Origin of the sequence: Tetragenococcus halophilus (assembly GCF_001712815.1) — a bacterium.
Taxonomy (GTDB): Bacteria; Bacillota; Bacilli; order Lactobacillales; family Enterococcaceae; genus Tetragenococcus; species Tetragenococcus halophilus.
Genome location: NZ_CP012047.1, coordinates 2,300,500 through 2,323,799 on the forward strand (window position 1 = coordinate 2,300,500; position 23,300 = coordinate 2,323,799).

Annotated in this window: 18 protein-coding genes, 1 pseudogene and 1 other annotated feature; of the genes and pseudogenes, 5 read left to right on the plus strand and 14 right to left on the minus strand. The window is 36.4% G+C overall.

Annotated elements, in window-relative coordinates:
• Positions 1 to 108: 108 nt before the first annotated feature.
• The 3 genes from AC806_RS11125 (at position 109) to AC806_RS11135 (ending at position 4,781) form a co-directional block, all read left to right on the plus strand.
• Positions 109 to 1,527, plus strand: a complete 1,419-nt coding sequence (locus tag AC806_RS11125) for a transglutaminase-like domain-containing protein (protein ID WP_069029325.1) — start codon at positions 109 to 111, stop codon at positions 1,525 to 1,527.
• A gap of 22 nt (positions 1,528 to 1,549) precedes the next feature.
• Entirely contained in the window at positions 1,550 to 3,193 is a 1,644-nt protein-coding gene (locus tag AC806_RS11130) for a peptide ABC transporter substrate-binding protein (protein ID WP_069029326.1), read from the plus strand.
• A gap of 265 nt (positions 3,194 to 3,458) precedes the next feature.
• Positions 3,459 to 4,781 (plus strand): IS1380 family transposase, encoded by a 1,323-nt coding sequence (locus tag AC806_RS11135; RefSeq protein ID WP_014124543.1) that lies wholly within the window; start codon positions 3,459 to 3,461, stop codon positions 4,779 to 4,781.
• A 182-nt stretch (positions 4,782 to 4,963) separates the two neighbouring features.
• On the opposite strand, the gene AC806_RS11140 is transcribed toward AC806_RS11135, so the two are convergent.
• From AC806_RS11140 to AC806_RS11170, 8 genes are all read right to left on the minus strand, one after another.
• Positions 4,964 to 5,404 carry a NusG domain II-containing protein gene (locus tag AC806_RS11140; RefSeq protein ID WP_083207588.1) on the minus strand — a complete coding sequence of 147 codons (441 nt, stop codon included), beginning with the start codon at positions 5,402 to 5,404 and terminating at the stop codon, positions 4,964 to 4,966.
• Positions 5,405 to 5,623: 219 nt separating this feature from the next.
• Positions 5,624 to 6,604, minus strand: a complete 981-nt coding sequence (locus AC806_RS11145) for a metal ABC transporter substrate-binding protein (RefSeq protein ID WP_014125814.1) — start codon at positions 6,602 to 6,604, stop codon at positions 5,624 to 5,626.
• Between the two features lie 25 nt (positions 6,605 to 6,629).
• Positions 6,630 to 6,740 (minus strand): putative metal homeostasis protein, encoded by a 111-nt coding sequence (locus AC806_RS11915; RefSeq protein WP_094244093.1) that lies wholly within the window; start codon positions 6,738 to 6,740, stop codon positions 6,630 to 6,632.
• A gap of 239 nt (positions 6,741 to 6,979) precedes the next feature.
• Positions 6,980 to 8,725 carry a thiol reductant ABC exporter subunit CydC gene (gene cydC, locus AC806_RS11150; protein WP_069029327.1) on the minus strand — a complete coding sequence of 582 codons (1,746 nt, stop codon included), beginning with the start codon at positions 8,723 to 8,725 and terminating at the stop codon, positions 6,980 to 6,982.
• Positions 8,718 to 10,436, minus strand: coding sequence for a thiol reductant ABC exporter subunit CydD (cydD, locus tag AC806_RS11155; RefSeq protein WP_061841016.1), 1,719 nt, complete (start codon positions 10,434 to 10,436; stop codon positions 8,718 to 8,720). Before cydD ends, cydC begins: the two co-directional genes overlap by 8 nt.
• Complete coding sequence (gene cydB, locus AC806_RS11160; protein ID WP_061841017.1) at positions 10,433 to 11,452, minus strand: cytochrome d ubiquinol oxidase subunit II; 1,020 nt, start codon at positions 11,450 to 11,452, stop codon at positions 10,433 to 10,435. The genes cydD and cydB overlap by 4 nt, the downstream gene beginning before the upstream one ends.
• Positions 11,445 to 12,866: a cytochrome ubiquinol oxidase subunit I gene (locus AC806_RS11165; RefSeq protein WP_061841018.1), complete on the minus strand. Its 1,422-nt coding sequence runs from the start codon at positions 12,864 to 12,866 to the stop codon at positions 11,445 to 11,447. The genes cydB and AC806_RS11165 overlap by 8 nt, the downstream gene beginning before the upstream one ends.
• Positions 12,867 to 13,036: 170 nt before the next feature.
• The gene (locus AC806_RS11170; protein ID WP_061841019.1) at positions 13,037 to 13,819 is read right to left on the minus strand and encodes a sulfite exporter TauE/SafE family protein; all 783 of its coding nucleotides are present in this window, start codon (positions 13,817 to 13,819) and stop codon (positions 13,037 to 13,039) included.
• 305 nt (positions 13,820 to 14,124) lie between these two features.
• Between AC806_RS11170 and AC806_RS11175 the strand changes: the two genes are divergently transcribed.
• A complete protein-coding gene (locus tag AC806_RS11175; RefSeq protein WP_061841020.1) occupies positions 14,125 to 15,135 on the plus strand; it encodes a helix-turn-helix domain-containing protein in 1,011 nt (336 codons plus the stop codon).
• 54 nt (positions 15,136 to 15,189) lie between these two features.
• Here AC806_RS11175 and AC806_RS11180 read toward each other — a convergent pair whose 3' ends face one another.
• From AC806_RS11180 to AC806_RS11205, 6 genes are all read right to left on the minus strand, one after another.
• Complete coding sequence (locus tag AC806_RS11180) at positions 15,190 to 16,056, minus strand: GRP family sugar transporter (protein WP_014125821.1); 867 nt, start codon at positions 16,054 to 16,056, stop codon at positions 15,190 to 15,192.
• A 162-nt stretch (positions 16,057 to 16,218) separates the two neighbouring features.
• Positions 16,219 to 17,541, minus strand: a complete 1,323-nt coding sequence (ltrA, locus tag AC806_RS11185; protein ID WP_231960495.1) for a group II intron reverse transcriptase/maturase — start codon at positions 17,539 to 17,541, stop codon at positions 16,219 to 16,221.
• Between the two features lie 596 nt (positions 17,542 to 18,137).
• A complete protein-coding gene (argS, locus tag AC806_RS11190; RefSeq protein ID WP_014125823.1) occupies positions 18,138 to 19,829 on the minus strand; it encodes an arginine--tRNA ligase in 1,692 nt (563 codons plus the stop codon).
• 58 nt (positions 19,830 to 19,887) lie between these two features.
• Positions 19,888 to 20,081: a binding site (T-box leader), on the minus strand.
• Positions 20,082 to 20,152: 71 nt separating this feature from the next.
• On the minus strand, positions 20,153 to 20,602 hold the full coding sequence (locus AC806_RS11195) for a GNAT family N-acetyltransferase (protein ID WP_014125824.1): 450 nt from the start codon (positions 20,600 to 20,602) through the stop codon (positions 20,153 to 20,155).
• 321 nt (positions 20,603 to 20,923) lie between these two features.
• Positions 20,924 to 22,030, minus strand: coding sequence for an IS4 family transposase (locus AC806_RS11200; protein WP_069029328.1), 1,107 nt, complete (start codon positions 22,028 to 22,030; stop codon positions 20,924 to 20,926).
• Between the two features lie 116 nt (positions 22,031 to 22,146).
• Complete coding sequence (locus tag AC806_RS11205) at positions 22,147 to 22,728, minus strand: B3/B4 domain-containing protein (protein ID WP_014125826.1); 582 nt, start codon at positions 22,726 to 22,728, stop codon at positions 22,147 to 22,149.
• A 101-nt stretch (positions 22,729 to 22,829) separates the two neighbouring features.
• On the opposite strand from AC806_RS11205, the pseudogene AC806_RS11210 reads away from it, so the two are divergent.
• A pseudogene (locus AC806_RS11210) lies at positions 22,830 to 23,299 on the plus strand (YbaK/EbsC family protein).
• The last annotated feature ends 1 nt before the right edge of the window (position 23,300 follow it).

Genomic DNA, 23,300 nt, shown 5'->3' on the forward strand with positions numbered 1-23,300 from the left:
AATTATTATTAGAAATTAATTAAAAAAATTGATAGAATTTTCTGGCATTTACAATCAAAGATTGCTATAATACTAAAATATAACGCTAATAGAAAAGAGGAATGTTAATTGAAATCCTTTGAACTAAATGATATCAGCTATCTTTCTGTCCCTTTGCCAGATGATATAACACGGGCAAAAGAAAATGGAGATTTTACTCTTGCGGAAGAATTAATTCATCAAAAACTTCATTTTGACAAAACAAGCCAAACAGTAAAACGACGCTTAGAAGGCGAATTAGCTGTTTTGACTGCTTTAAAAGAAGACCAGTTTCCTTACAACCAACAAGAAGCCCAAAAAATGCTAGAAGAAGCTTTTATAAATGTAAAACCTGAGGAAACAAAGGAACTTATACGTACAAATAACGTAGAATGGATTTATAAAAAGGGGCAAGTATACTTTCATCGTCGTTTTGTTGAAAACTTAGTCAAAACACGACGTGATTATTATCAACGTTATCGCTATGAAGAAGAAAATAGTATCGATAATGAACGACAAACAGAACTAGATGATAATATTAGAGAAATGAAAAAGCACGGTTCTCGAAGAGCTAAGATTCGCTTAAAGCAATCGATTGCTCCTAAAATGCCAATATCTGCCCAAGAAGCGCCATTTCTCGCTCATTTGCCTTTACCAAGAAATAACAATCATATAAAGCATTCAGAAATCTTGTCTACTAAAGGGGCTGTTTTAGAAGTTGCTGATACTAACGCTTGTCAACGTACGATCGCCTATCAAACAGAAAGTCATGAGGATTTATTTTTTGAAGTAGAACATCGTTATGAAATTGAAGCAAACTATTACGACTTGTTTAAAGTTATGGAAACGCAAAAAGATTTTCCCAAAAAGCTTTCGAAAGAAGAACAAAAAAAGTTTCAAAACGAACTAGCAGAAAAAAGTCCTCATATTTTATTTACGGATTTTTTGTATAAACTTTTAGCCGAACTTACAACAAAAGATATGACCTTACTTGAAAAGGCTTATAAAATTTATGAATTTGTAACAACACAAGTCAATTATTCTTATATGAAAGAATATTTCACAATTCCAAATATTAGTGAATACTGTGCAATTAATCAAAAAGGCGACTGCGGTGTACAAGCAATTTTATTTATTACCTTATGTCGTATGGCGGGTATTCCAGCAAAATGGGAATCTGGCTTATATATTTCAGAATATACTCAAGGCCCCCATGACTGGGCAAAGTTTTATCTACCAACAATCGGTTGGGTTTATGCCGACGCTTCTTTTGGAGGTAGTGCCTATCGTGGTCATAACATGGAACGTTGGAAATATTATTTTGGTAATCTTGACGTCTTTCGTATGCCAGCAAATGACGATATCCAAGCAGATTTTTCTATAGTAAAAAAACAACTACGAGCAGATCCAATTGATAATCAACGAGGGGAATTTGAAACAAGTCAACGAGGGTTACGCTTTAATGAATTAGATTGGGATGTCACTTTATTAGGGTTTGATTTTTTATAAGATCATTTAAGGAGGAGCTTCAATGAAAAAGAAAATCATATTAGCTTGTACCAGTTTTATTGTAGGGGTTGTTCTTGTTGGTTGTACAACAGGAAATAATACAAAAAGCGCTAATAGTTCAGATAACGACGCACAAACTGTGCATTTAATGGAAGAAAACGAAGTGGCCTCTATGAATACGCTCGTTACACAAGATACCGCAAGTATTAACGCCCAAGTCCATGTCTTTGAAGGATTGTATAATATCGATCAAGACAATGAAATTGTCCCAGCAGTTGCAAAAGATTTGCCCGAAATTTCTGAAGATGGTAAAACCTACACTATTCAATTACGTGATGATGCCAATTGGAGCAATGGCGACCCTGTAACGGCAGATGATTTCGTTTACGCTTGGCGTCGGCTTGCTAGTCCAGAAAATGAAGCAAATTATATGTTTTTGCTTGACGGAACCGTCGCAAATGGCTCAGAAATTATTAATGATGGTATGGATCCGGAAAAATTAGGTGTCAAAGCAAACAATGACAAAGAACTGGAAATTCAATTAGAAAAACCGGTCCCTTATTTTACATCTCTTATGACTTTCCCACCATTTTTCCCACAAAATGAAGAATTTGTAGAAGAGTACGGGAAAGAATATGGAAACGATAGTGAAAAAATCTTATCAAATGGCGCTTTTACCATGGAAAATTGGGATCAATCTTCCATGGAATGGGATTTAGAAAAAAACCCAGAATATTATGATGCGGATAAAGTCAAATTAGAGAAAGTCAACGTAGATGTGATCAAAGAAACTGCTACAGCTTTTAATTTATTCCAAAGTGATGAATTAGACCAAGCAGAAATTTCTGGAGAGCATGTTAAACAAAATGAAGATAATCCAAATCTACAAAAGGTACCAGATTCAAAAGTGTTTTATTTCAAAATGAATCAAAAATCAAACGATAAAGATACCATTTTTGCGAATGAAGATGTTCGTAGAGCTGTTGCTTATGCGATTGATAAAGAAGGTATTGTTGACGACGTATTGGCGGATGGTTCTAGCGCTAGCTATGGTTACATTCCAAAAGATTTTGTAAAAAATCCAAAAACAGATGCTGATTTTCGTGAAGATGCTGGAGATCTGATGGAAACAAATGAAGACAAGGCCAAAGAACATTGGGAAAAAGCCAAAAAAGAAATTGGCGATGAAATTACCATCGAATTGTTAACATCAGATGAAGATGCTGAGAAGAAAGTTGCAGAAACCGTACAATATCAATTACAAGAAGCACTGCCTGGCTTAAATCTGGAAGTCAAATCCGTTCCTTTGAATAATTCGATTGACTTAACGCGTAATGGAGAATATGAACTTGCTATGGGTCGATGGGGACCCGATTACCAAGATCCCATGACTTATTTAGAATCCTTACGTTCACCAAACAACACCAATTATGAAAGTGATGAGTACGATGACCTTTTGGATAAAATTACTAATGACTACGGAAACGACCCAGAAAAACGTTGGCAAGCGATGATTGATGCAGAAAAGACATTAGTAGAAGAAGATGCAGCCATTGTTCCTTTATATCAACAAACACGTTCTTTATTAGTTAAGGATAATTTGAAAGGTATTTATTACCCGAATTTTGGCGCTTCTACAATTTTTAAATATGCCACATACAATTAGAAACTTCAGAAAATAATCGAATAAAAGCTAGCGATTACTATATAAGCAAAAGCCACTGAAAAAGGCGTTACATTCTTTTTCAGTGGCTTTGTTTTAATAAATATAAGTATCCCTGAATGATTTATAAATTTTTCCCAGGATCATTCAATCCTTGGCATGTGCTTTTTTCTAAAGGTTGAGTTGCTTCACCTTCTGGGTGTACAAAAAGAACGCACTTCGTGTTATTGTAAAGTCAACGAAACATAACAATAAGGAGTGCGTTCTTATGTCTTTCACTTTACAACAAAATTCTCTTACATTCAATAAGCAAAAAGCTATCTTGATCGCCAATGACGGTGGCACCTTAACCAATGACGCGGGGCTCGTCTTACTTTCGGAGTTTCTAAATCAAATTCGTTTTGATTCCCTGTTAGCGCAATACGTTCATATTCCAGAGTATCGTGCCTTCGCCCAACATGAATGGCTGGATGTCGTAAAACAATGGCTATATCAATTGATCGCTGGTTATTCTCGAGACCGAGACGCCAATACCTTACAATATGATCGCCTTTTTAAGGAAGCATTGAAACAAGAACGCCTTAGTTCGCAATTTATGATGTCTACTTTGCTTCATACCTTGACAGAAGAAAATGTTAATCAACTATTACAAGTGGCGAAAAAACTTGGCGATTTAGGCATGGACCAGCAAAACAGCCAACAACTCGTGCTTGATCTGGATTCCACCTGTTGTCCCACTTACGGAAAGCAAGAAGCAGGGGAATATATTTACCACTATGGCCTCAATGGGTATCATCCATTTGTGGCATTTGAAGGTTTAACCGGATTGGCATTAGATGTTCGCCATCGTCATGGCAAATCTTATACCTCCACCCACGCCGAAGATTATCTCGTAGAAATGTTGGCGCATTACCAACAACGTTCGAGTGATCCCACAATGCTTGTACGCGGGGATAGTGGCTTTGCCAAACCGGAAATTTATAAACAATGTGAGTGTCGAGGCGCCCATTATGTGATTAAATTGAAAAATAACGTACGGTTGATTCATTATGCGCAACATCTTGTCCAATATACCAACGGTACGGACTACACAAAGTCCGAACATCAATATTTTAAGATGGCTTATCAAGCAGATTCTTGGGACCGATCTCGAACAGTAGCCATCAAGGCTACTCGAAAAGCCGAAACTTTACTTTTTTCCGAATTTCAATTTGTGGTGACCGATTTCGCTCATCTTTCGCCCCAAACCATTTTTCAGCTCTATCAAAAACGAGGGAATATGGAAAACTTCATTAAAGAAATGAAGACCGGATTTTTCGCTGATAAAACGGACAGTCCTTCCTTTTTAGCGAATAAGGTTCGCTTAGCCCTAAGTTTTATCGCCTATAATATCATCCACTTGATGAAACAGCTGACTTTTCCGCAAGAGAAAAAGACGACGGTGATTGACACGATCCGTTTTCAACTATTTCATATTGCTGGAAAAGTCACAGAACACGCGCGTCAAGTGCAAATTCACTTATCAAGTACGAATGTTTACAACACGCTTTTTTGGGAAGTCCTTACACGAATTCAGCGATTGAATCTCTAGTTTACTTTTCCCCTTTTCCTCTTGATAAAAAAGGCTTGGCTTTCATTCTCTAGGAAGAATTTTATCTTTTTTTAGCGTCGTTCGATCATCCCTTTCTATTCTTTATTCAAAAGCGGCGATAAAAAGGGAAAATAACATAAAAGTCACCTCGTTGAACAGTCGAATGCGTTATCCACAAATTTTTATAAATCATTCAGGGTATCTTCAGCATCTTCTTCATAGATTTCTATAACTAACTTATGGGGAAGACAGATACTTGTTTCACCAGGCTCAGAAATCCAACCGGTGTTAACAGCAATTTGGTCTGGGCTGTTATCTTCTTTTACGCGCGCCTGCCCGTCTCTAACTTCGACAATATTATATTTGCCATCTGCTGGATGATAGGTTTTTTGAACAGCATTGTCCTTATTCAAGGAAAAACGATCGACTTCCTTTCCGTCAATACGAACGATAGCAGATTTTTCAGTCGCTTCTTCTGCTTGGCCTTGATTTTGGTCTTGCTGAAAATAAAATATAACAATAGGCAAAAAAGATGCAAGCACCAATATAGCAATAATAATTACATCGCCTATTTTCATGTGCGCTTTATGGCTAAATGCTTTTAACTTTTTCTTTTTAAACAATGTGCACACAGCTCCTAGGTAATTAAACATCAGAAAAAATTAGAAAGATCAATAACTATCTGTCCTACAAGTTATCTACTTTATAATCAAAATTAATACCAATGCATTTACCCATATAATACTTGCCATAAGCTACAAAATCAATTATCCCCAATACAACTTATGGAGGATTTAAACATCACACAACGCACACTTCACTCATAAAAATCATTATGTGAACTATTCACCTGACTCTTCAGATTGAATCTCTTTACCTTTTGAATCAGTTGTTTTTTCTAAAGCCTGCAGATTATCTTTCATCACAGAAATATAATCTTCTCCATTATCCATTTGTTCATCTGTTAAACTTTCCAATGGATTCAATACTTCTAGTTTTACGCCAACTTCATCAGATAAAGTTTTTGCTATTTTGTCAGATGCATTTTCTTCAAAGTAAATATATTGAATATCATTATCCTCTACATAATCTTTTAGTTCTGCTAGTCGTTCTGGGCTAGGTTCTTCATCTGGAGACAAGCCTGAAATAGACACTTGATTTAGGTCGTATGCATCAGCTAGATAGCCAAAAGCCGCATGCTGAGTAACAAAACTTTTTTGCTGCGCATTGGCTAAACTATCTTCATATTCTTGATCTAATTCTTCTAATTCTTTTACATAATTTTCTGTGTTTTCTTTAAAAGTCTCTTTTTTATCCGGATAGGCTTGGCTTAACTGCTCATTGATAGCTTCCACTTCCTTGATAGCCAACTTCGGATCTACCCAAGTATGGGGATCATACTCATGAGTTTGATCGTGACCTTCTTCTTTTTCATGACTATCCTCTGCAGTTGTCATTAATTCAATATCTTCGGTTCCTTTTATAATTTCTGGATTACCATCTTCCCAACCTTCAATCGTATCAGTCACCCAAGTTTCCATGTTATCATCGTGATAAACAAATGCATCTGCATCTTGTGTTTTAGCAATTTGCTGGGCAGAAGGTTCAAAATCATGTGGTTCCGTACCTGCTGGAATCAATAATTCTACGTCACCTTCATCTCCAACAACATTTTGTGTAAAATCATATATTGGATAAAATGTGGTAACAATTGAAAGTTTTCCATCATCTGCATTATTATCACTACCTTCGTCATTACTACAAGCAGCTAATGCACTAGTGGTAAACAAAGTTATTACAGCTAACAAAATTTTCTTCTTCATTTTCCAATCCTCTCGTATAAATTATTTATTTTTTATTTCGTTTATATGCATAAATAATTTTTAGTGCACGTTTTCTTGTTTTAATATTAGGACTTTTCATCCGACGATATGCACTACTTAAATCCGTTTTTTCCATTCTCCACCTCTAAACAAGCTTATAATTGTTACGCTTTTATTATTTTATAAACCGAAATTATTTCGATTTGCCATTAAACAATTTAGCAAAAAGAACACTCAATGTCAATATAAAAAAACATGAAATTTCTTTCATGTGACTGTTCATTCCTATTTATCACTTTCATTCTAAAAGATAAATAACAAAAGGAGGCCAGAAAGCATCTCTTTCTGGCCTCGCAGAGAAAAGAAATTTCATCTTTAAAATTTCCCTTCATCGATTGCTTTTAATTTTTGATAGCGTGTATTGCTTTTAGCCAATTCTTCTGGTGTTCCCGACATTTCCAACTGTCCGTCTTCAATAAATATGACATGCCGCATTTTTTCGATTCCTTGCAAGTGATGCGTAATCCAAATAATCGTTTTATCTGTTAACTGTTCAAAGAAAGTATCAATCAATGCTTGTTCTGTAATCGGGTCTAAACCAACTGTAGGTTCGTCCAGTAATACAATAGGAACATCTTTTAGTAAAATTCTCGCTAGTGCCATACGATGTCGTTCTCCACCCGAAAAGCGTAGACCTGCTTCATCTACCATAGTATTTAAGCCATCAGGAAGCTCTTCTACCAATTTTTTTAAGCCAACCCGTCTTAATACCTCCCACACAGCATCAATTGTTGCTTGCTCATTGCCAATACGTAGATTATTTAAAATCGTCGTATGAAATAGATAAGGCGTTTGTTGAATGACGCCAATATACTCTGAAATATCATCACCCATTTGCTCAGTAGAAAGATTTGCTAGTTGAACATTTCCACTTGTTGGCGTTAAATCCCCGCGAATCAATGAAGCTAAAGTACTCTTTCCTGAGCCACTGCGTCCTAAAATAGCTAATTTCTCACCTTGAGGGATCGTTATATTCAAATGATCTAATATTTTCCGATTATTTTTTTCATAGCGAAAAACAAGATCTTCAATTTTGATATCTAAGGAACCTTCTAATGCTTTTTCAGTAGATTGCTCTGTCATTGTCGGTAAAGCATTTAATCGTTTAATAGAATCCTTATAAATATTTGTTTCTTGTGCAGCATCAGGCAAAGTACTAAAGGCATCTACTAAAGGAAAAACACTTAAAACAAAAGCTGCAATCCAATTTGCTGCGCCTCCGTGATTTCCAGGAAATTGTTGACTGGTCCAAAATAACAAGGCCACAACAATAATGCCCATAATTACTTGCAGTAAAAAGTCACGACGTCGATTAAACTTTTGTAAGCCTGCTTGTGTGTCTTGTAATTGTTTTTCTGATCGGCCATGCCAATTGACATACTCATGTCCACGTTGACTAAAAATCCAATCAGAAACCCCAATAATATTATCTGTTAGTTCAGTATAAAGCTCATTTTTTAATTGTTTTTCTCTTTCTTGTCTTGCGCCATTGACAACAACCGACCACAAAGGAAGCACAATAATAACACTAAAAAGTAACAAAGCCATTAAACAAGCAAAAGGAATAGAGAATACCCCAAGTGCAATAACAACAAAAATATATAAAATCCAGGCAATGATTGTCGGAAAAATTGTCCGTAAATAAAGATTTTGAATATGATTGATATCTTCAGCTAATAGTCCTAAAATATCTCCTAAAGAATAACGGTTTTTGAAAAAAATCGCATCTTTTTCTAAGGTATTATACAATTTCAAACGTAATTGTGAGGTCATCTTTAAAACCCAGTTGTGACTAACTAAACGCTCAATATAGCGAAAAACCGGACGCCCGATTCCAAAAGCCCTTGTTAAAACAATGGGAACATAAATAAGTAATATATTTTCTGGAATAGAAGCAGCCCGACTAATTAAAAATCCTGAGGTAAACATCAAAGCACCTGCACAAAAGAACGTCATAAATCCTAATACCAAAGCCACAATCATCGTCTTTTTATATCGTTTTAAAAAGGGACGTATCCAACTGTCTTTAGCTAGTGCTTTAAATAAAGGAATATTATGCATGTTCTTTCCCCCTCATTTGTTGTGACAGACGATAAAAATAACCCTTTTTAGCAGATAATTCGCTAAAAGTTCCAGCTTCAACAATTTTTCCTTGATCAAGTACAATGATTTCATCCATCTGAGCCATCCAGTGCAGCCGGTGTGTTGCAAAAAAGACCAAACGATCTTTCATTAGAGGCAACATTCTTTCTTTTAATTCGACTTCTGTCTCAATATCTAAGTGGGCTGTCGGCTCGTCAAACATTAAAACCTTGCGCTTTTTATCCAAAAATGCCCGTGCTAATGCAATTCGTTGGGCTTGTCCCCCGCTTAGCCTGCGAGCGCCACTTCCTAACTGTGTCTCTAATCCTTCTGGTAGTTCAGCTACTAACTCGCTCAAGCCCGCGACTCTTACCGCTTCTAAAATATCTGCTTCACTTGCTTCTGGTGTATAAAAAGCCAAATTATCTTTTAAAGATAGTTGAAAAACGTAGGGGTCTTGCGGAATATAAATCATTTGTTTTTGCCACTGTTCTAAAGCAAAATTCGCAACCCTTTGATCACCTAGCTCAATTTTTCCTTCCGTTGGTTGTAAAAAACCACTTAAAGTATTAATCAAAGTCGATTTTCCAGAACCACTCATTCCTATAATACCAATCTTCTTTAAACCCTTAACAGAAAAATCTGCGGACAATACCGTTTTCCCCTCATAAGAAACTGACACGCCTTCTAAAGATAAACGACTATTTTCATCCCATGTTTTTAAATCAATGGATTCTTGTTTCATTTCTGCTTCATTAAGTACATTATTAATAGCAGTCATTGCATTTTTACCATCTAATGTCGCATGATAATCATTGGCAAACTCTCTAACAGGTAAAAAGTATTCAGGCGCTAACACTAACACTGCCAGGGCCGGAAAAAGCGGAATCAGCCCATTGATTAAACGTAAGCCAAGCATCACAGCAACGATTGCGACCGCTAAAGTAGTAAAAAAGTCGAGCGCAAAAGTTGATAAAATCCCCATTTTCAGAGTACTCATGGTTGATTTACGAAATTCTTCACTTGTATTGTAAATACTTTTCCCATACTTCTTACTCAAGCCAAACATCTTCAAGGTATCCAGGCCACGCAATGAGTCAATAAAATGATTTGATAAAAGTTGAAAAGCTTTGTACTGCTTATCCGCTTTTGCTTGTGCAGCATAGCCTAAGACAATCATAAAAATAATAATCAGAGGAAAGATCAACAATAATATCACACCAGATTGAATATCTAGGTAAAAAATAACCGCTAAAATAAGCCACGGAATGATCATCATATTCATCATTTTAGAAAAAATAAGATGAATATAATTTTCTACTTGTTCAATCCCATCTAATGCCATTGTTGTCATATTCCCAGAACCTTGTTTTTGCACGATCTTTGGACCCACGCGAAAAACTTTTTCTAATAACTGTTTACGTAGAGATACAGCTTGCTCGCCTGCATAACGATCCAACAGTTTATCCCGCAAAAAGCTAATACCATGTCGAGCAGAAAAGATAATAATAAAACCACAGATTTCAAACAATTGGTCAGTGATCTTTCCACCATTCCATAAATGTGTAATGGCTGCTGACAACATGTAAGTTTGACCAATGATAAAGAGAGCTTGCAAAACTGCAAGCCCTGCAAGCATCCCCATAATCTTTTTACTATTTGGTAAAACCATTACGGCTTTATCAATCATTCACCATACCCCGCGATCTCAGTATGTTTCACTCGTTTTCTAAATATATAATACGTCCAAGCAATATAGGCTAAAATAAAAGGTAACAGACCAATAGCAGTATAACTCATAATTTTAAGTGTATACGGCGAAGAGGAAGCATTGGCGATCAATAAGTCGTGAGCAGCGTTGGTTGAACTGATCAATACACGTGGGAACATACCCGTAAATAAAAGAGCAACTAAAGCGATGAGCGTAAACCCACTTGTTAAAAATGCAGTTAATTCCTTGTTTGTATAAGAACAATAATTCGCCGCTACAGTTAATAAAACAATCGCTGCTAATAAACTTATAGTTGAAACAGGATGTAATGTGAAAAAGTCCGTTTGGAAATACATTAAAACGGCAAAGACAACCAATCCAACATATAACACCCAATACAATGTTTGCGCATATTTTTTAGCACGTTCTCGGATAGGGCCTGTCGTTTTCAAAGAAATATAATTCATCCCATGTAAATAACATAGTAACAATAAAGCAATACCGCCCACAACAGAAAATAAATTAATATAGTCAGTAAAACGCGCCATCATATCGCCGTTAGCATCCATTGGCATTCCTTGAATCATACTGATAAACAAGATGCCAAAGAAAAAAGGAACAATAAAGCTACCTATTGCTAATGTCCAATCCCAAATCCATTTTTTATTTCCCGGCATTCCACTACGAAACTCAAAAGAAACACCACGAATAATCAAGCCTGCTAAAATGATAAATAAAATCAAATAATAGCCGCTAAATAACGAAGCATACCACATAGGAAATGAAGCGAACATCGCTCCTCCTGCAGAAATTAACCAAACTTCGTTGCCATCCCAAACAGGTCCAATGGTTTGTATCACTTGATCTTTTTCTTGATCATTTTTTGCTAAAGTTTTTACTGACATCCCAACACCAAAATCAAAACCTTCTAAAAAGAAAAAACCAGCAAATAAAACACCGATTAAAATAAACCAAAATAATTGTAGACTACTCATTAAAAGCACCTCCGTCAAAAGGATCCGTCGCAGGCTCTTCTTTTTCTTGTTCTTCTTGCACATCTGGACCCTTACGTAACTCACGAACAACTAAGTAAATCATAACAACTGCTAAACCACCAAATAGCAAGAAATAAACAATATTAGAAAATAATAATGAAGCTGGGGTCACATTGGGAGACACGCTATCTTGAATTTTAAACATACCATAAACGGTCCAAGGATAACGACCAAGTTCAGTAACTAGCCATCCACAGGTATTGGCAATAAAAGGAGTAAAGGTCATTAAACCGACAACCCATAGCATCCAAGGTTTCTTATAAAGCGATGGATTCTTCTTACGCGTGAAAAATAACCCCAATACAGAGACCAACAACATCAACATACCAAACCCTACCATAATACGAAAGCTCCAAAACATCGCATTAACAGGTGGGAAGTAATTGTCATCTCCATACTCTGCTGTCATCGATTCATTAAGTGAATTCATCCCTTCGACGCCCCCAGAAAGGCTATGATAAGATAAAATACTTAAAACATAAGGTACGTGAATACCAAAGACTCGTTTATGTTCAGCTTCATCCATCCAACCAATCACCGTCCAAGAAGCTGGATCATCAGAATCTTCATATAAACCTTCTGTCGCAGCAAATTTCATCGGTTGGTCTTCAACTAAGGCTTGCATCTGCATATCTCCAGAAATTAATATGCCCAAAGAGCCAAATAAAGCGACACCTAAACCAACACGCAATGATTTTTTAAAAATACCCGTACTTAATTCGCTCAAAGAACGTTGTTTTAATAAGCGAAATGCAGACATGCCGGCAATCAAAATACCACCCATCAAAAAGGCAGCTAAAATGACATGAGAAAATTCATACCAAACTTGTGGATTTTTGATCAATGCACCAAAATCGTTCATCTCTGCCCGTCCGTTACGGAAGGTAAAGCCGGTAGGGTGCTGCATAAAACTGTTGGCAACCAAAATCCAAAAAGCCGAAAGAATTGAGCCTAGCGTCACTAACCACATGAAAGAGACATGCAATTTTGGCCCTACTCTTTGCCAGGTGAACATCCATAAACCTAAAAAGGTGGATTCTAAGAAAAAGGCCAATAATGCTTCTACAGCTAGGGGCGCACCAAATATATCCCCTACAAAGCGTGAATAATCTGACCAGTTCATGCCAAACTGAAATTCTTGAATAATTCCCGTTACAACACCCACAGCAAAACTTAATAGGAAAATATTTCCCCAAAATTTTGCCATCTTTTTGTAACTTTCATCCTTTTTTGTCACATATAATGTCTCCATAATTGCAACGAGCAAAGCCACTCCAATGGAAAAAGGTACAAAAAAATAGTGAAAAATCGTTGTCATTGCAAATTGGAACCGCGCCAATGTAACAATATCCATTTTTACTCCTCCAATACTTTCATTACTTAATATCTTTTATAAATAAATGCAAAAAACCTTATACAGTATACTCGCTTATTTCTTGTATGACAACAAGTTTATTCAATTTAATCATATGCTTTTTTGCGCGAAATGCAATTATTCTGCTTATTTTTTCACTAAAAATATTCTCATAGAAAAAGACGAAAACCATTATACAAATTAATCAATAAAACAATAAGAATCACGGCTTCAAAAACCCTAGAAACTTGTTTAGCCGAAATCAATCGACTAACCTTTGCACCAAGAAACCCACCAATGATTGCCGCTGGAATAACATAAAAAAGTATAGATAAGTCATAAAGAGCAAAACCCGTAGTCAAAGTAATCGTCCCTAGCTTGGATAGTTGTGAGAAAAAAATCGTACAAATCGAATAAACAGTTGCCTCTTTGATCGTCACACCAAACATTAAGATCAAAAGTGCCACATTAATCGGACCGCCCCCAATGCCCAATAAACTAGCTAAAAAGCCTAAAATAAGGCCACAAATCAAATACCAAATTCTACCCCTTAAATAGAATTTACCAAAATTGAAATGATTATAAAAGAGCGCAAAGAGTAAAGTTATCATAGTCAAAATAATTTGAAGCAGGTGCACACCTGTCCCGCTTGAAAAACTATTGAGGAAAAAATCAAATGTATGATTCCCAAGAAAGCCGCCCGAAATCGATCCACCCGCAATCCAGAGGACAAAACGCCATGAAACACTAGCGCCAGCTCTAACTTGTCGCACTGTGGAAGTAATAGACATGACAAATACAGCAACTGAAGAATAAAAGGAAACAGCCCCTACAGGATCTGCTGCAATAAAGTCCAGCACAGGTTTAATGATTACGCCACCGCCCATACCAGAGATAGCACCTACTGTGTTCGCCAAAACAATGACTAAAAAATAAACAAAACCCTTAAACATCGTTTTTCCCTTTCTATTTTTACTTATATTCACATAATACCCTCAATAAAAAGAAAAGCAAACATTCACACAAAATACATAAACATGTATATAATTACATTTTTAAGTAGAAAAAACCAACATGTGTGGATAACTAAACTAAGGGATAAAGCTTGTTACTTCCAGCTTTAGAAGAATAAAAGTAAATAGTTTTCCACAGAAAAATGGTTTATTTCAACTCGATCACGGCAATATTACTGCTTTTTTACCAATTTGAAATTTTTTCCAATCTAAATTTTATGATACCTTCGTGCAGAGGTGATGATATGTTTGATATTTTATTAGAAAAACAAGATAAGATTATATTCCGAGTGTTCCAGTATTTACAGATAAAAAATCCTTGTCCGCTAAAAGAAATTACGATTCATTTAGGACTTAGTTTAAAATCTTTGAAACGTTATATCTTTATTTGGCAACAAAGCGACAGTAATGCTTCCATGGGGATTTCTTTTTATATAAAAGGGCCGAAAATCACAGCAATCTATTCTCCAGAAGATGCTAATCTTTTTTTAAGTTCATTGTTAGCACGAAGTTTTTCTTTTCAAATACTAGTCAAAATAATAGAAAATCCTTTTTGTACATTCAAAAAGTTAGAAAATGAATTTTATCTGTCTAAAGCCACTATGCAACGACGTATGCAAAAAATGAAACCGCTATTATCCGGTTATGATTTAACCGTTTCTTTCACATCTGCGCCTACATTAAAGGGAAACGAGTTACAGATTCGATACTTTTCCTTATTAGTATCTTTGTTATACGATCCACCTTTTACACACAATAAGCAAATGTTATATGAACGTTATAAAGAAGTACAGCAATATCGAAATAGTCAGGGCTTTCTCCTTAGTAAAGCTGTATTCACACCCACAACTAAGTATTACCCGATCCCATTTCAAATAAACGACACTAGTCTATTATTTCTATGGAAACAATTCTCTGGTATAGAAAATATTTGGTTAAAGCCTTCATTGACCAGCGGCTTAGATTTTGCTTTGCATGCTCATACGGAATTAAATGAGTTAAAGCTTATTTCTTTATCTCAGAAACTCCATCGCTTACATAGTTTATGCGATCTTTATTCGGGTAGTTTCTTATTTACCTATAATCCTTTTTTCTTTGTAAAAGACGCTAAAAGACTGACCCAAAGTTTTACAAAGCTTTTACCAAATTATCAGCAAATATTAACCACTCATCCAGAGTTACCTTATTTTTATGAAAAAATATTACAGTATGAGTCTTCTAGCAAAAATAGTAGCCAAATCATTGCCGAAGACTAAAAAAGTCGGGATACAAAAATACGCTGTATCCCGACATAGTAATGCTATACTTTATTATTTCGTTAAACCAATCAAAATACCACCGGCAGCTACCAAGATTAAGCCACCAATCGTTAATTTTAATTCTTTTGAAGTCCTGGATTCTTTAAGGAGTATAAGACCACCCAGAGTGTTAACAATGACGTTCATTTGGGATAAGGTAAATCCTACTGCTACACCATTTACTTTATTGGAAAGTAAAATACCAATATTTCCGATAGCAAAAGCGGCGCCTGCAGCAATATTTTGAAATGACTTCTTGCTGAAAAGCTCTGGTTTTTTATCAAAGAAGAAGCTAAAAGCCATTGCACCGATTGCCATACCGATTCCTTGCGGGAATAATACATCCCAACCGTTAAGATCAGCCATACGTGGAATAACATTGTATGTTACTTGACCAATCGTTGATAAAACTAAAACAAAAAGTCCTCTTTGCATAGCCCCTTGTTTACCACTGTTGTCGCCTTTTTCTCTATAAGCGGTAAAAAATACACCAAGAATAATAACGATCAAAGCACTGATCCCATATACATAGTCCATAGTGCTTGTCCATTCATGGAAGTAAAAAATACCGAATAACGTTACTCCAATCAATTGCATGCCGGTTGAAATTGGCATTGCAGCTGACACTCCGATAATATGGAAACTTTCAATCTGTGTAATTTGACCAAAGGCCCAGGCTAACCCACAGACAAATGAAGCAAGTATTAAATGCCATGACCACACAGGTTGATGGAAAAATAAAACACCAATAGAAAAGATCAATGCCCCTAGAGACATTCCCATTTGTTGATTTGAAGTTTTTCCACCGATTGTTTGTAAAATTAAGGGTTGAATCCCCCACATTACTGCGGGTACAAGCGCAAGTAAAATATTACCCATAAATAAAAGACCTCCCGTTATTTATACTTATTTTATTTTTCAAAAAATGTTCCACAAGTCATGCTAACGCTTTTGAAATAAAAGAAATCGAGTAGGTGACTAGCCATTAATTGGCTAGTCGACCTCTCACACCACCGTACGTACGGTTCCGTATACGGCGGTTCAATATCTTGCGTAAGCAGACTCTACCAAGGCGCTTAGTGAAACTAAGCCCCATCGGTGGAGTCTTTCGTTTGTAAGTGTCCGATGAACTTCAGACGTTTTGGACAGTCGCCAATATTTCTTTCTAGAGGATCCGATTTTCTTGGCGCCGTTTAAATCTAAACCATAAGACAATAACTTCGTTATTTTCGTTTTGGGAACTTTCCAACGTTTGAGGATCAGCTGCCTGATGCGGTGATGTAACCATGGTTCAATTTCCTTTTGAATAAAACCTCGAATAAATCCCAATCCGAAATAGCCTATCCAGCCACGCGTGACTTGATTGATTTCCTCTATGATCGTTCGAAAATCACCCGCACGCTTACGGCTTGTTCGACGTTTCAATTCGGCTTTGAATTTCTTCTTGGCTTCTTTGGTAGGGATAAAACGACAGGTGCCATTGACTTTCATTATCAGACAGCTCAAGAATTTTAAACGCGTTGGTGCCCCCACTTGACTCTTGTCTTGATTAACAATGAGTTTAAGATCTTTTTCAATGAAACGGGTCACACTTTTTAACACTCGTTCGCCCGCACGTTTTGACTTGACATAGATGACGAAGTCATCGGCATAACGAACAAATTGGTGTCCTCTTTTCTCAAGTTCTTTATCCAGTTCATGTAAGTAAATATTACAGAGAAGAGGCGATAAGACCGCCCCTTGAGGTGCACCCGACTTTCTTTCTACGTATTCGCTAGACAGGTTAATCACACCACTCGTCAAGAACTTACGAATAACCTTGAGAATTGCCTTATCTTGAATAAACTGCTCTAAGTGATACATGAGCTTGTCATGATTTAGTGTGTCAAAGCATTGTTTCAAGTCACAATCGACCACCACTTTATAGCCTTCCTCATAATAGGCGACACATTGCTTCAAAGCAGTGTGTGTTCCCTTATTCGGGCGAAATCCGTGGCTTTGTGGAAGAAAATATGGGTCAATGATGGGCTCAATGACTTGTCGAATCGCTTGTTGAACTACGCGATCACGCGCACATGGGATTCCCAATTGGCGTTTTTCACCATTGGGTTTCGGTATTTCGACTTGTTTGACCGGTTGTGGCTGGTAGGTCCCTTGAAGCAATTTCTGCCTTAGTGGCGCATACAACTTCTCAATGTGGTCTTCTACTTCATCCACAGCCATACCATCGACACCAGCGGCTCCTTTATTACGTCGGACCCTTGTTGCGGCTGTCTTAAGATTTTCTTTTCTTACAACGGACTTCATCAAAGATGAAGACTTACGATACATTTCTTTCATTTCTCCTAGAGGATAACTCGACACATCTACATACGCTTTCAGGTTCCACCTTATCCCTCTGTAGATTGCCAACCTTATGGTTGTTTTCTGTCTTCTTTGCTTCCTCTAACCTCCAATCTATACTTTGTATGAATATTGTTCGGTCCTTCGGTACATTTTCCCTACTATGACCTCAGCTGACTTCTATCTATTCGTTATTACTACGACAGCTGTCGCTAGATAGATATCCTCGGGTAAGGAGTGATAACCTTCCACTCATGCCGCTGCCTCATTTACTGTATGGGGTTCGGGCAGTATTGGACTTTGCTTTGTTTGGCAAGCTCATCCGTCCCAATCCAGCCTTCCTATGAGGTTTCTGTTCGTCAGCGCGAGTGTTTGCCTCCAGCTTCCTTCAGATTCCACTTCGCAGTGGACACCCTTGCTTTTGGCTAACAGTTCCTACTGCCAAGCCTGTAGTGGACTTTCACCACCAAGTTATCGCCCATGCCGAGCGCACCAAAAATTTCGATGCATATAAAAAAGCATCGAAGCTACTCAGCGCTTCAATGCTTTTGCTATCTTTTAAATAATAATGTTTACAAAATGTAAGTTTAAATACACTTTTATTTAATGATCATTTTTTACATCCTCTCGGGAGCTTGCAATCCCAATAAATGTAGGTCCTCTTTTAACAAGACTGTTACCACATATACCAAAGCTAAGCGAGCTTCTTGTTGTTTGTCTTCAGCTAAGATTCTAGTATTCCCATAATATTTATTAAATGCTTGAGACAACCTAATTGCGTGTTTAGCTACAACAGAAGGCTCGTATTTATCTGCCGCTTCTAAAACCATCTCAGGATAACCTTGAATAAATTTAACAATCTCCCAGCTTCCTTCATCATCTAAAGCATAATTTTTATTCTTATCTGGGGTAAACCCTGCTTTTCTTAATATACTCATTGCGCGAGCATAAGTGTATTGTACATAAGGCCCAGTTTCACCTTCAAAACGTACTACTTCTTCTAGAGTAAAATCAAATGTATTCAAACGATCATTTTTTAAATCATGAAAAATAACAGCCCCTACACCTACTTGCTTGGCTATTTCTTCTTTATTTTCTAAAGAAGGATTTTTTTCAGCAATTTGATTTTGTGCTGACTGGATCGCATCATTTAAAACTTCTTCTAAAAGAACCACTTTACCTTTACGTGTAGATAATTTCTTACCATCTTTTGTAATTAATCCAAATGGAATATGGATCATGTCATCTGACCAATCATAACCCATTTCTTTTAATGTTGCTTTTAATTGTTTAAAATGATAACTTTGTTCATTTCCTACCACATATAAAGACTTCGCAAAGTCATAAGTACGCTTACGATATAAAGCAGCTGCCATATCCCGCGTAATATAAAGCGTACCGCCATCACGTTTTTTAATTAAAGCAGGGTTAAGATCATAAGCAGACAAATCAACGATTTCAGCGCCTCGGTCTTCTTTCAATAAATGTTTTTCTTCCAACAATTCAACAATTTCATCCATCTTATCTTCATAAAAAGCTTCCCCTTTGTAAGAGTCGAAAGTTATTCCTAACATATCATATATCTTATCAAATTCTTTTAGCGATTCTGAGCGGAACCATTTCCATAAATCAACAGCTTCTTGATCGCCATTTTCTAACTTCCTAAAAGCAGCTCTTCCTTCTTCTTCCAATGCCGGTTCTTCTTCAGCTTTTTCATGAAACTCAACATAAAGATTCAATAACTCCTCAATGGGGTTATTACGTACTTTTTCTTCTATTCCCCATTTTTTATAAGCTACGATCAACTTACCAAATTGGGTGCCCCAATCACCTAAATGATTAATTTTAACAGGCTGATAACCAACTTTTTGCAAAATAAGTGCAATTGAATTTCCTATTACCGTTGAACGAAGATGCCCCATAGAAATAGGTTTGGCAATGTTAGGTGAAGACATATCAATAGGCACATTATCGTCATTGCCTATATTAAAATCACCATAATGTTCGCCTTGTTCGATCACTGTTGTTAATACATCATGAGAAACTTTTTTCTTATCCATGAAAAAGTTTATATAAGGGCCTACAACTTCCACCTTTTCAAAAGCAGTATCGTCAATTTGTTCAGCTAATTCACTGGCGATTTGTTGCGGGGCCTTACGATAAATCTTAGCCAAAGAAAACGTAGGAAAAGCCACATCACCATGTGCTGCTGACTTAGGGTTTTCTAGTAGATACTCTACTTGATCAAGTGTTAAATCATCGTGTACGACATCAAAGATTATTTTTGCTACAACTTCTTTATTATTCATTTATATCCTCCAAATTTCTTTATTATTTTCCACAAAAAAAGCCTCTAGCATTTTAAACGCTAGAGACGAGATTTCCCGCGGTACCACTCTTATTGTTTGTTTTCAAACCAACTCTATCTGGTAACGGCAGACTCCGTTTGCTAAGCAAAATTTCACAAGTGCGTTTCCCTTTTCATATCCATTCGGCTTCCACCATTTCCGAACTCGCTTATAAGAACTTTGAAAAGATAATCTCTTGATCTCTAATTTTTTATAATATTTAGGAAGATTATAACAAACTTTCTTATCTTTTACCAGTATGACTTCTTTAACAACCTTTTCTATTAAGAAGTCGCATAATCATTTTTTTCCATATTAATATGAGGAATACCATCTTCTAAGTATTCTTCCGATACTGCTTCAAACCCAAACGAAGTATAAAAATTATATAAATAAGTTTGTGCCTCAATATGCATTTTTCCCCCGGGAAAATAAACTTGGATCCATTCAATTATTTGTCGCACCAACTCTTTGCCTAGACCCTTCCCACGTTCTTTCTTTTTAACAAGTACTCGACCGAAATGAACCAAATGTTCTTCAGAATAAACACGAGCATAAGCAAGTAAGTTAGCTTGTTCATCCTCTAACCAAAAATGATAGGCTTGCATATCAATAGCATCAATTTCTTGATACGGACAAGCTTGCTCCACTACAAACACAGCCACTCGGTTTGCCATTAAGTAATGGTATTGATGAAGAGTTAATTCAGAAAACTTTTTTATCTTTGTCTGCAAACTACACACTCTCTTTCTAAGTAAAATCAAAGCGTTATCTCTGGTTGTTGTTTTGTGATTAGACCAAAAGTGGTTTCAATGGATAGGTATTGCTTTAGCCTACTTTGTAATAACTGAATGGCCTGTTTGTGTTCAGCTTTACGTTCAGGGTTTATATTTTCCATCACTAGTGGTGCATTAATATAATCAGAATATTCAGATTTTAACTTTTTCTAAAAAATGACAAAAAAATCAAATGCTTACGCAAGGGATGACTTTTCCAGAAAAAATTTTTTCATTATTTATCTGAATACTGTTGCAACGACGACAAATGCTATTTCGTCACGTAGGAACGAGTAATACCCACAATTCTTCAAAAGGTTGAAAAAGCAGATGTTTTAATAGGCGCTTGATTTGGAACGGGGATTTCTTACTTCCTGTCTCTACTTTGAGTAAATACGTCAATAGACTGGCAATCATGGCGAGAATGATTTGATTGCTTACCCCTTTTTCACTGTGTGAAAATAGCTTTTTAATCGTCATATGTTGCTTGATATGCTTAAAAAATAGTTCAATTTGCCATCTCGCTTTGTACATGTCGGCCACTTCTTGGGCGGTCACATCAAAACGGTTGGTGACAAAGCGTAATTGTTTTCCTTTTTCATCCTGAATCGTGACCAAGCGAAACGGGGAAGTGAAATAAACCTGAGTGCCTAACACTACCATTTGGTCACGCAAAATGTTTTTACTCTGAGAAGGTTCATAAGTTTCTAGGACATGAACTTTGGCGTTTTTCTTCACTCTTGTGACGAAAAAGTAGCCGTCAGCTTCCATCTCGTCCAGTCGCTCGTAATCAATATAGCCACGATCAAAGATATAGGTCGCTTCCGGTTGATTGACAAAAACTTCTAAGTGATTGTCATCATGTTCTACCGCATTCGTGACTTCAAACTGATCCGGATACAAGTGTTCTTTATCCATAAAACAGAGTTTTAAGTGCAGTTTGATCCCCGCTTTGGTTGAGCGAAAGTCCGCCCAAGGGTACCGAGTGGTATTTAACGGAAAGGTGGAAGAATCCACGAGATAGAGTGCGTTTCGTTTGGTCACCGGTATTTTTGACCGTACTTTCTCCAGTAATTGGGCGAAGATCGCCCACAAAATTTCGTCATCCATCTGGGCGAGCTCACGGGAAAGCTGCGAATGACTAATCGAATCTAACGCCATGGTCTGTTGTAGATCAGGCGAAACAAACGCTGTATCTATTTCACGTAAACTTTCGCACTCATTGTCGATGCCATAGAGAAACACTTTCAAAAAGTGTTCAAAATCAAACTTTTTATGATACTTGTCGGCTTGCGAAATTTTCTCACGAATAGAAAAAGGTAAATTTTTGAAATTTATGTTCGAAAGCCATTTATTAAAAGCTGAAATTGTTTTATACTTATCCATGTGTTTGTCCTTTGTATTGGTCTTGGATAAGTCATCCAAGACCAGTATAAAGGATTTTTTTATGGATGGAAATAGTGTGAAACATAATGAGTGAATTTAAAATGTTTCATGCACCACTAGTGATTTTCCATATAAAAAACTAAATTTGTAGTATCTTCTGTAACTTGTACGCGAGCACTATCTCGCCAAGCCCAACAACGACTAATAATAGACTCAGAATCTTTATACACTACTTCTCCTGTAAGTGCTTCTTCTGTCCTTTCTTCACTAATTGGAACAAATATTTCTCCTCCTTGTGCAATCGTTAGTTCAAGATCTCCTTTAAGAAAATCTCTATCTTCTCCAGCAACAGGAAAAGCCCACTCTAAGGAAACGGAATTATAGATATCTACTACAGGATTAATTGATTTGACACCATTTTGTTGCTTAGCACGCTTCAACAAATTTTCAACAGCACAACGTGCGCCTTTTTTAGTTTTAAATCTTTGATAAGCCGTTCGCCAATCTTTGATAACCGGATTTGCACTGATAGGATCTTCTTCTACCCATTTTATTGCACGTGAATTTGCTTGTTTTAAAAGATCTTTAGGCATATTTTCGTATGAACGATTACTCACGTCATCTGCTAATAAAACGGCAATTTCTGTTTCTGGGAAAAGCTCCCAGAATGAATCTCTCACAATAAATTTTTGCTTCATATTAAGTTAACTCCTTTGTCATATTTTTCATTAATCGTACAATAATAATGTTGAATATTCAACATTATTATTGTACTGTAGTAAAAAGAGGTGGAATTTCAATGCTAAATTTGGTAACTACATTAAATAAACAAGGGTTGTATTACGAATTATATCAACACCAAGAAATCTTCAGTAACGAGGATGCCTTAGTTGTTAAAGCAAAAAAGGGTTTCTCAGGTACTGAAACAAAAAGCTTATTTTTAAAAGATTCCTATGACAAATATTATATCTTTTTCACTTTCACAACAAAAAAAGCGGATTTTAAAAAAATTCACCAATTAACAGGAAAACGATTAAAAATTGTTGCAAAAAATGAAATGGAACAGACAACTGGACAAAGAGCTGGCGCTGTTTCCCCGCTAGGCTATGATTCAAACATCACGATCATTGTTGACGAAGAGTTATTTAACCAGGAGAAATTAGTTTTGCTCCAGGTAGACCAGACCAAACAATGGTTATTTTAGCAAAAGATTTGCTTACTATTATCGGTTTATTTAAAAATAAATACTACATTTATCCCAAGGAGTGAA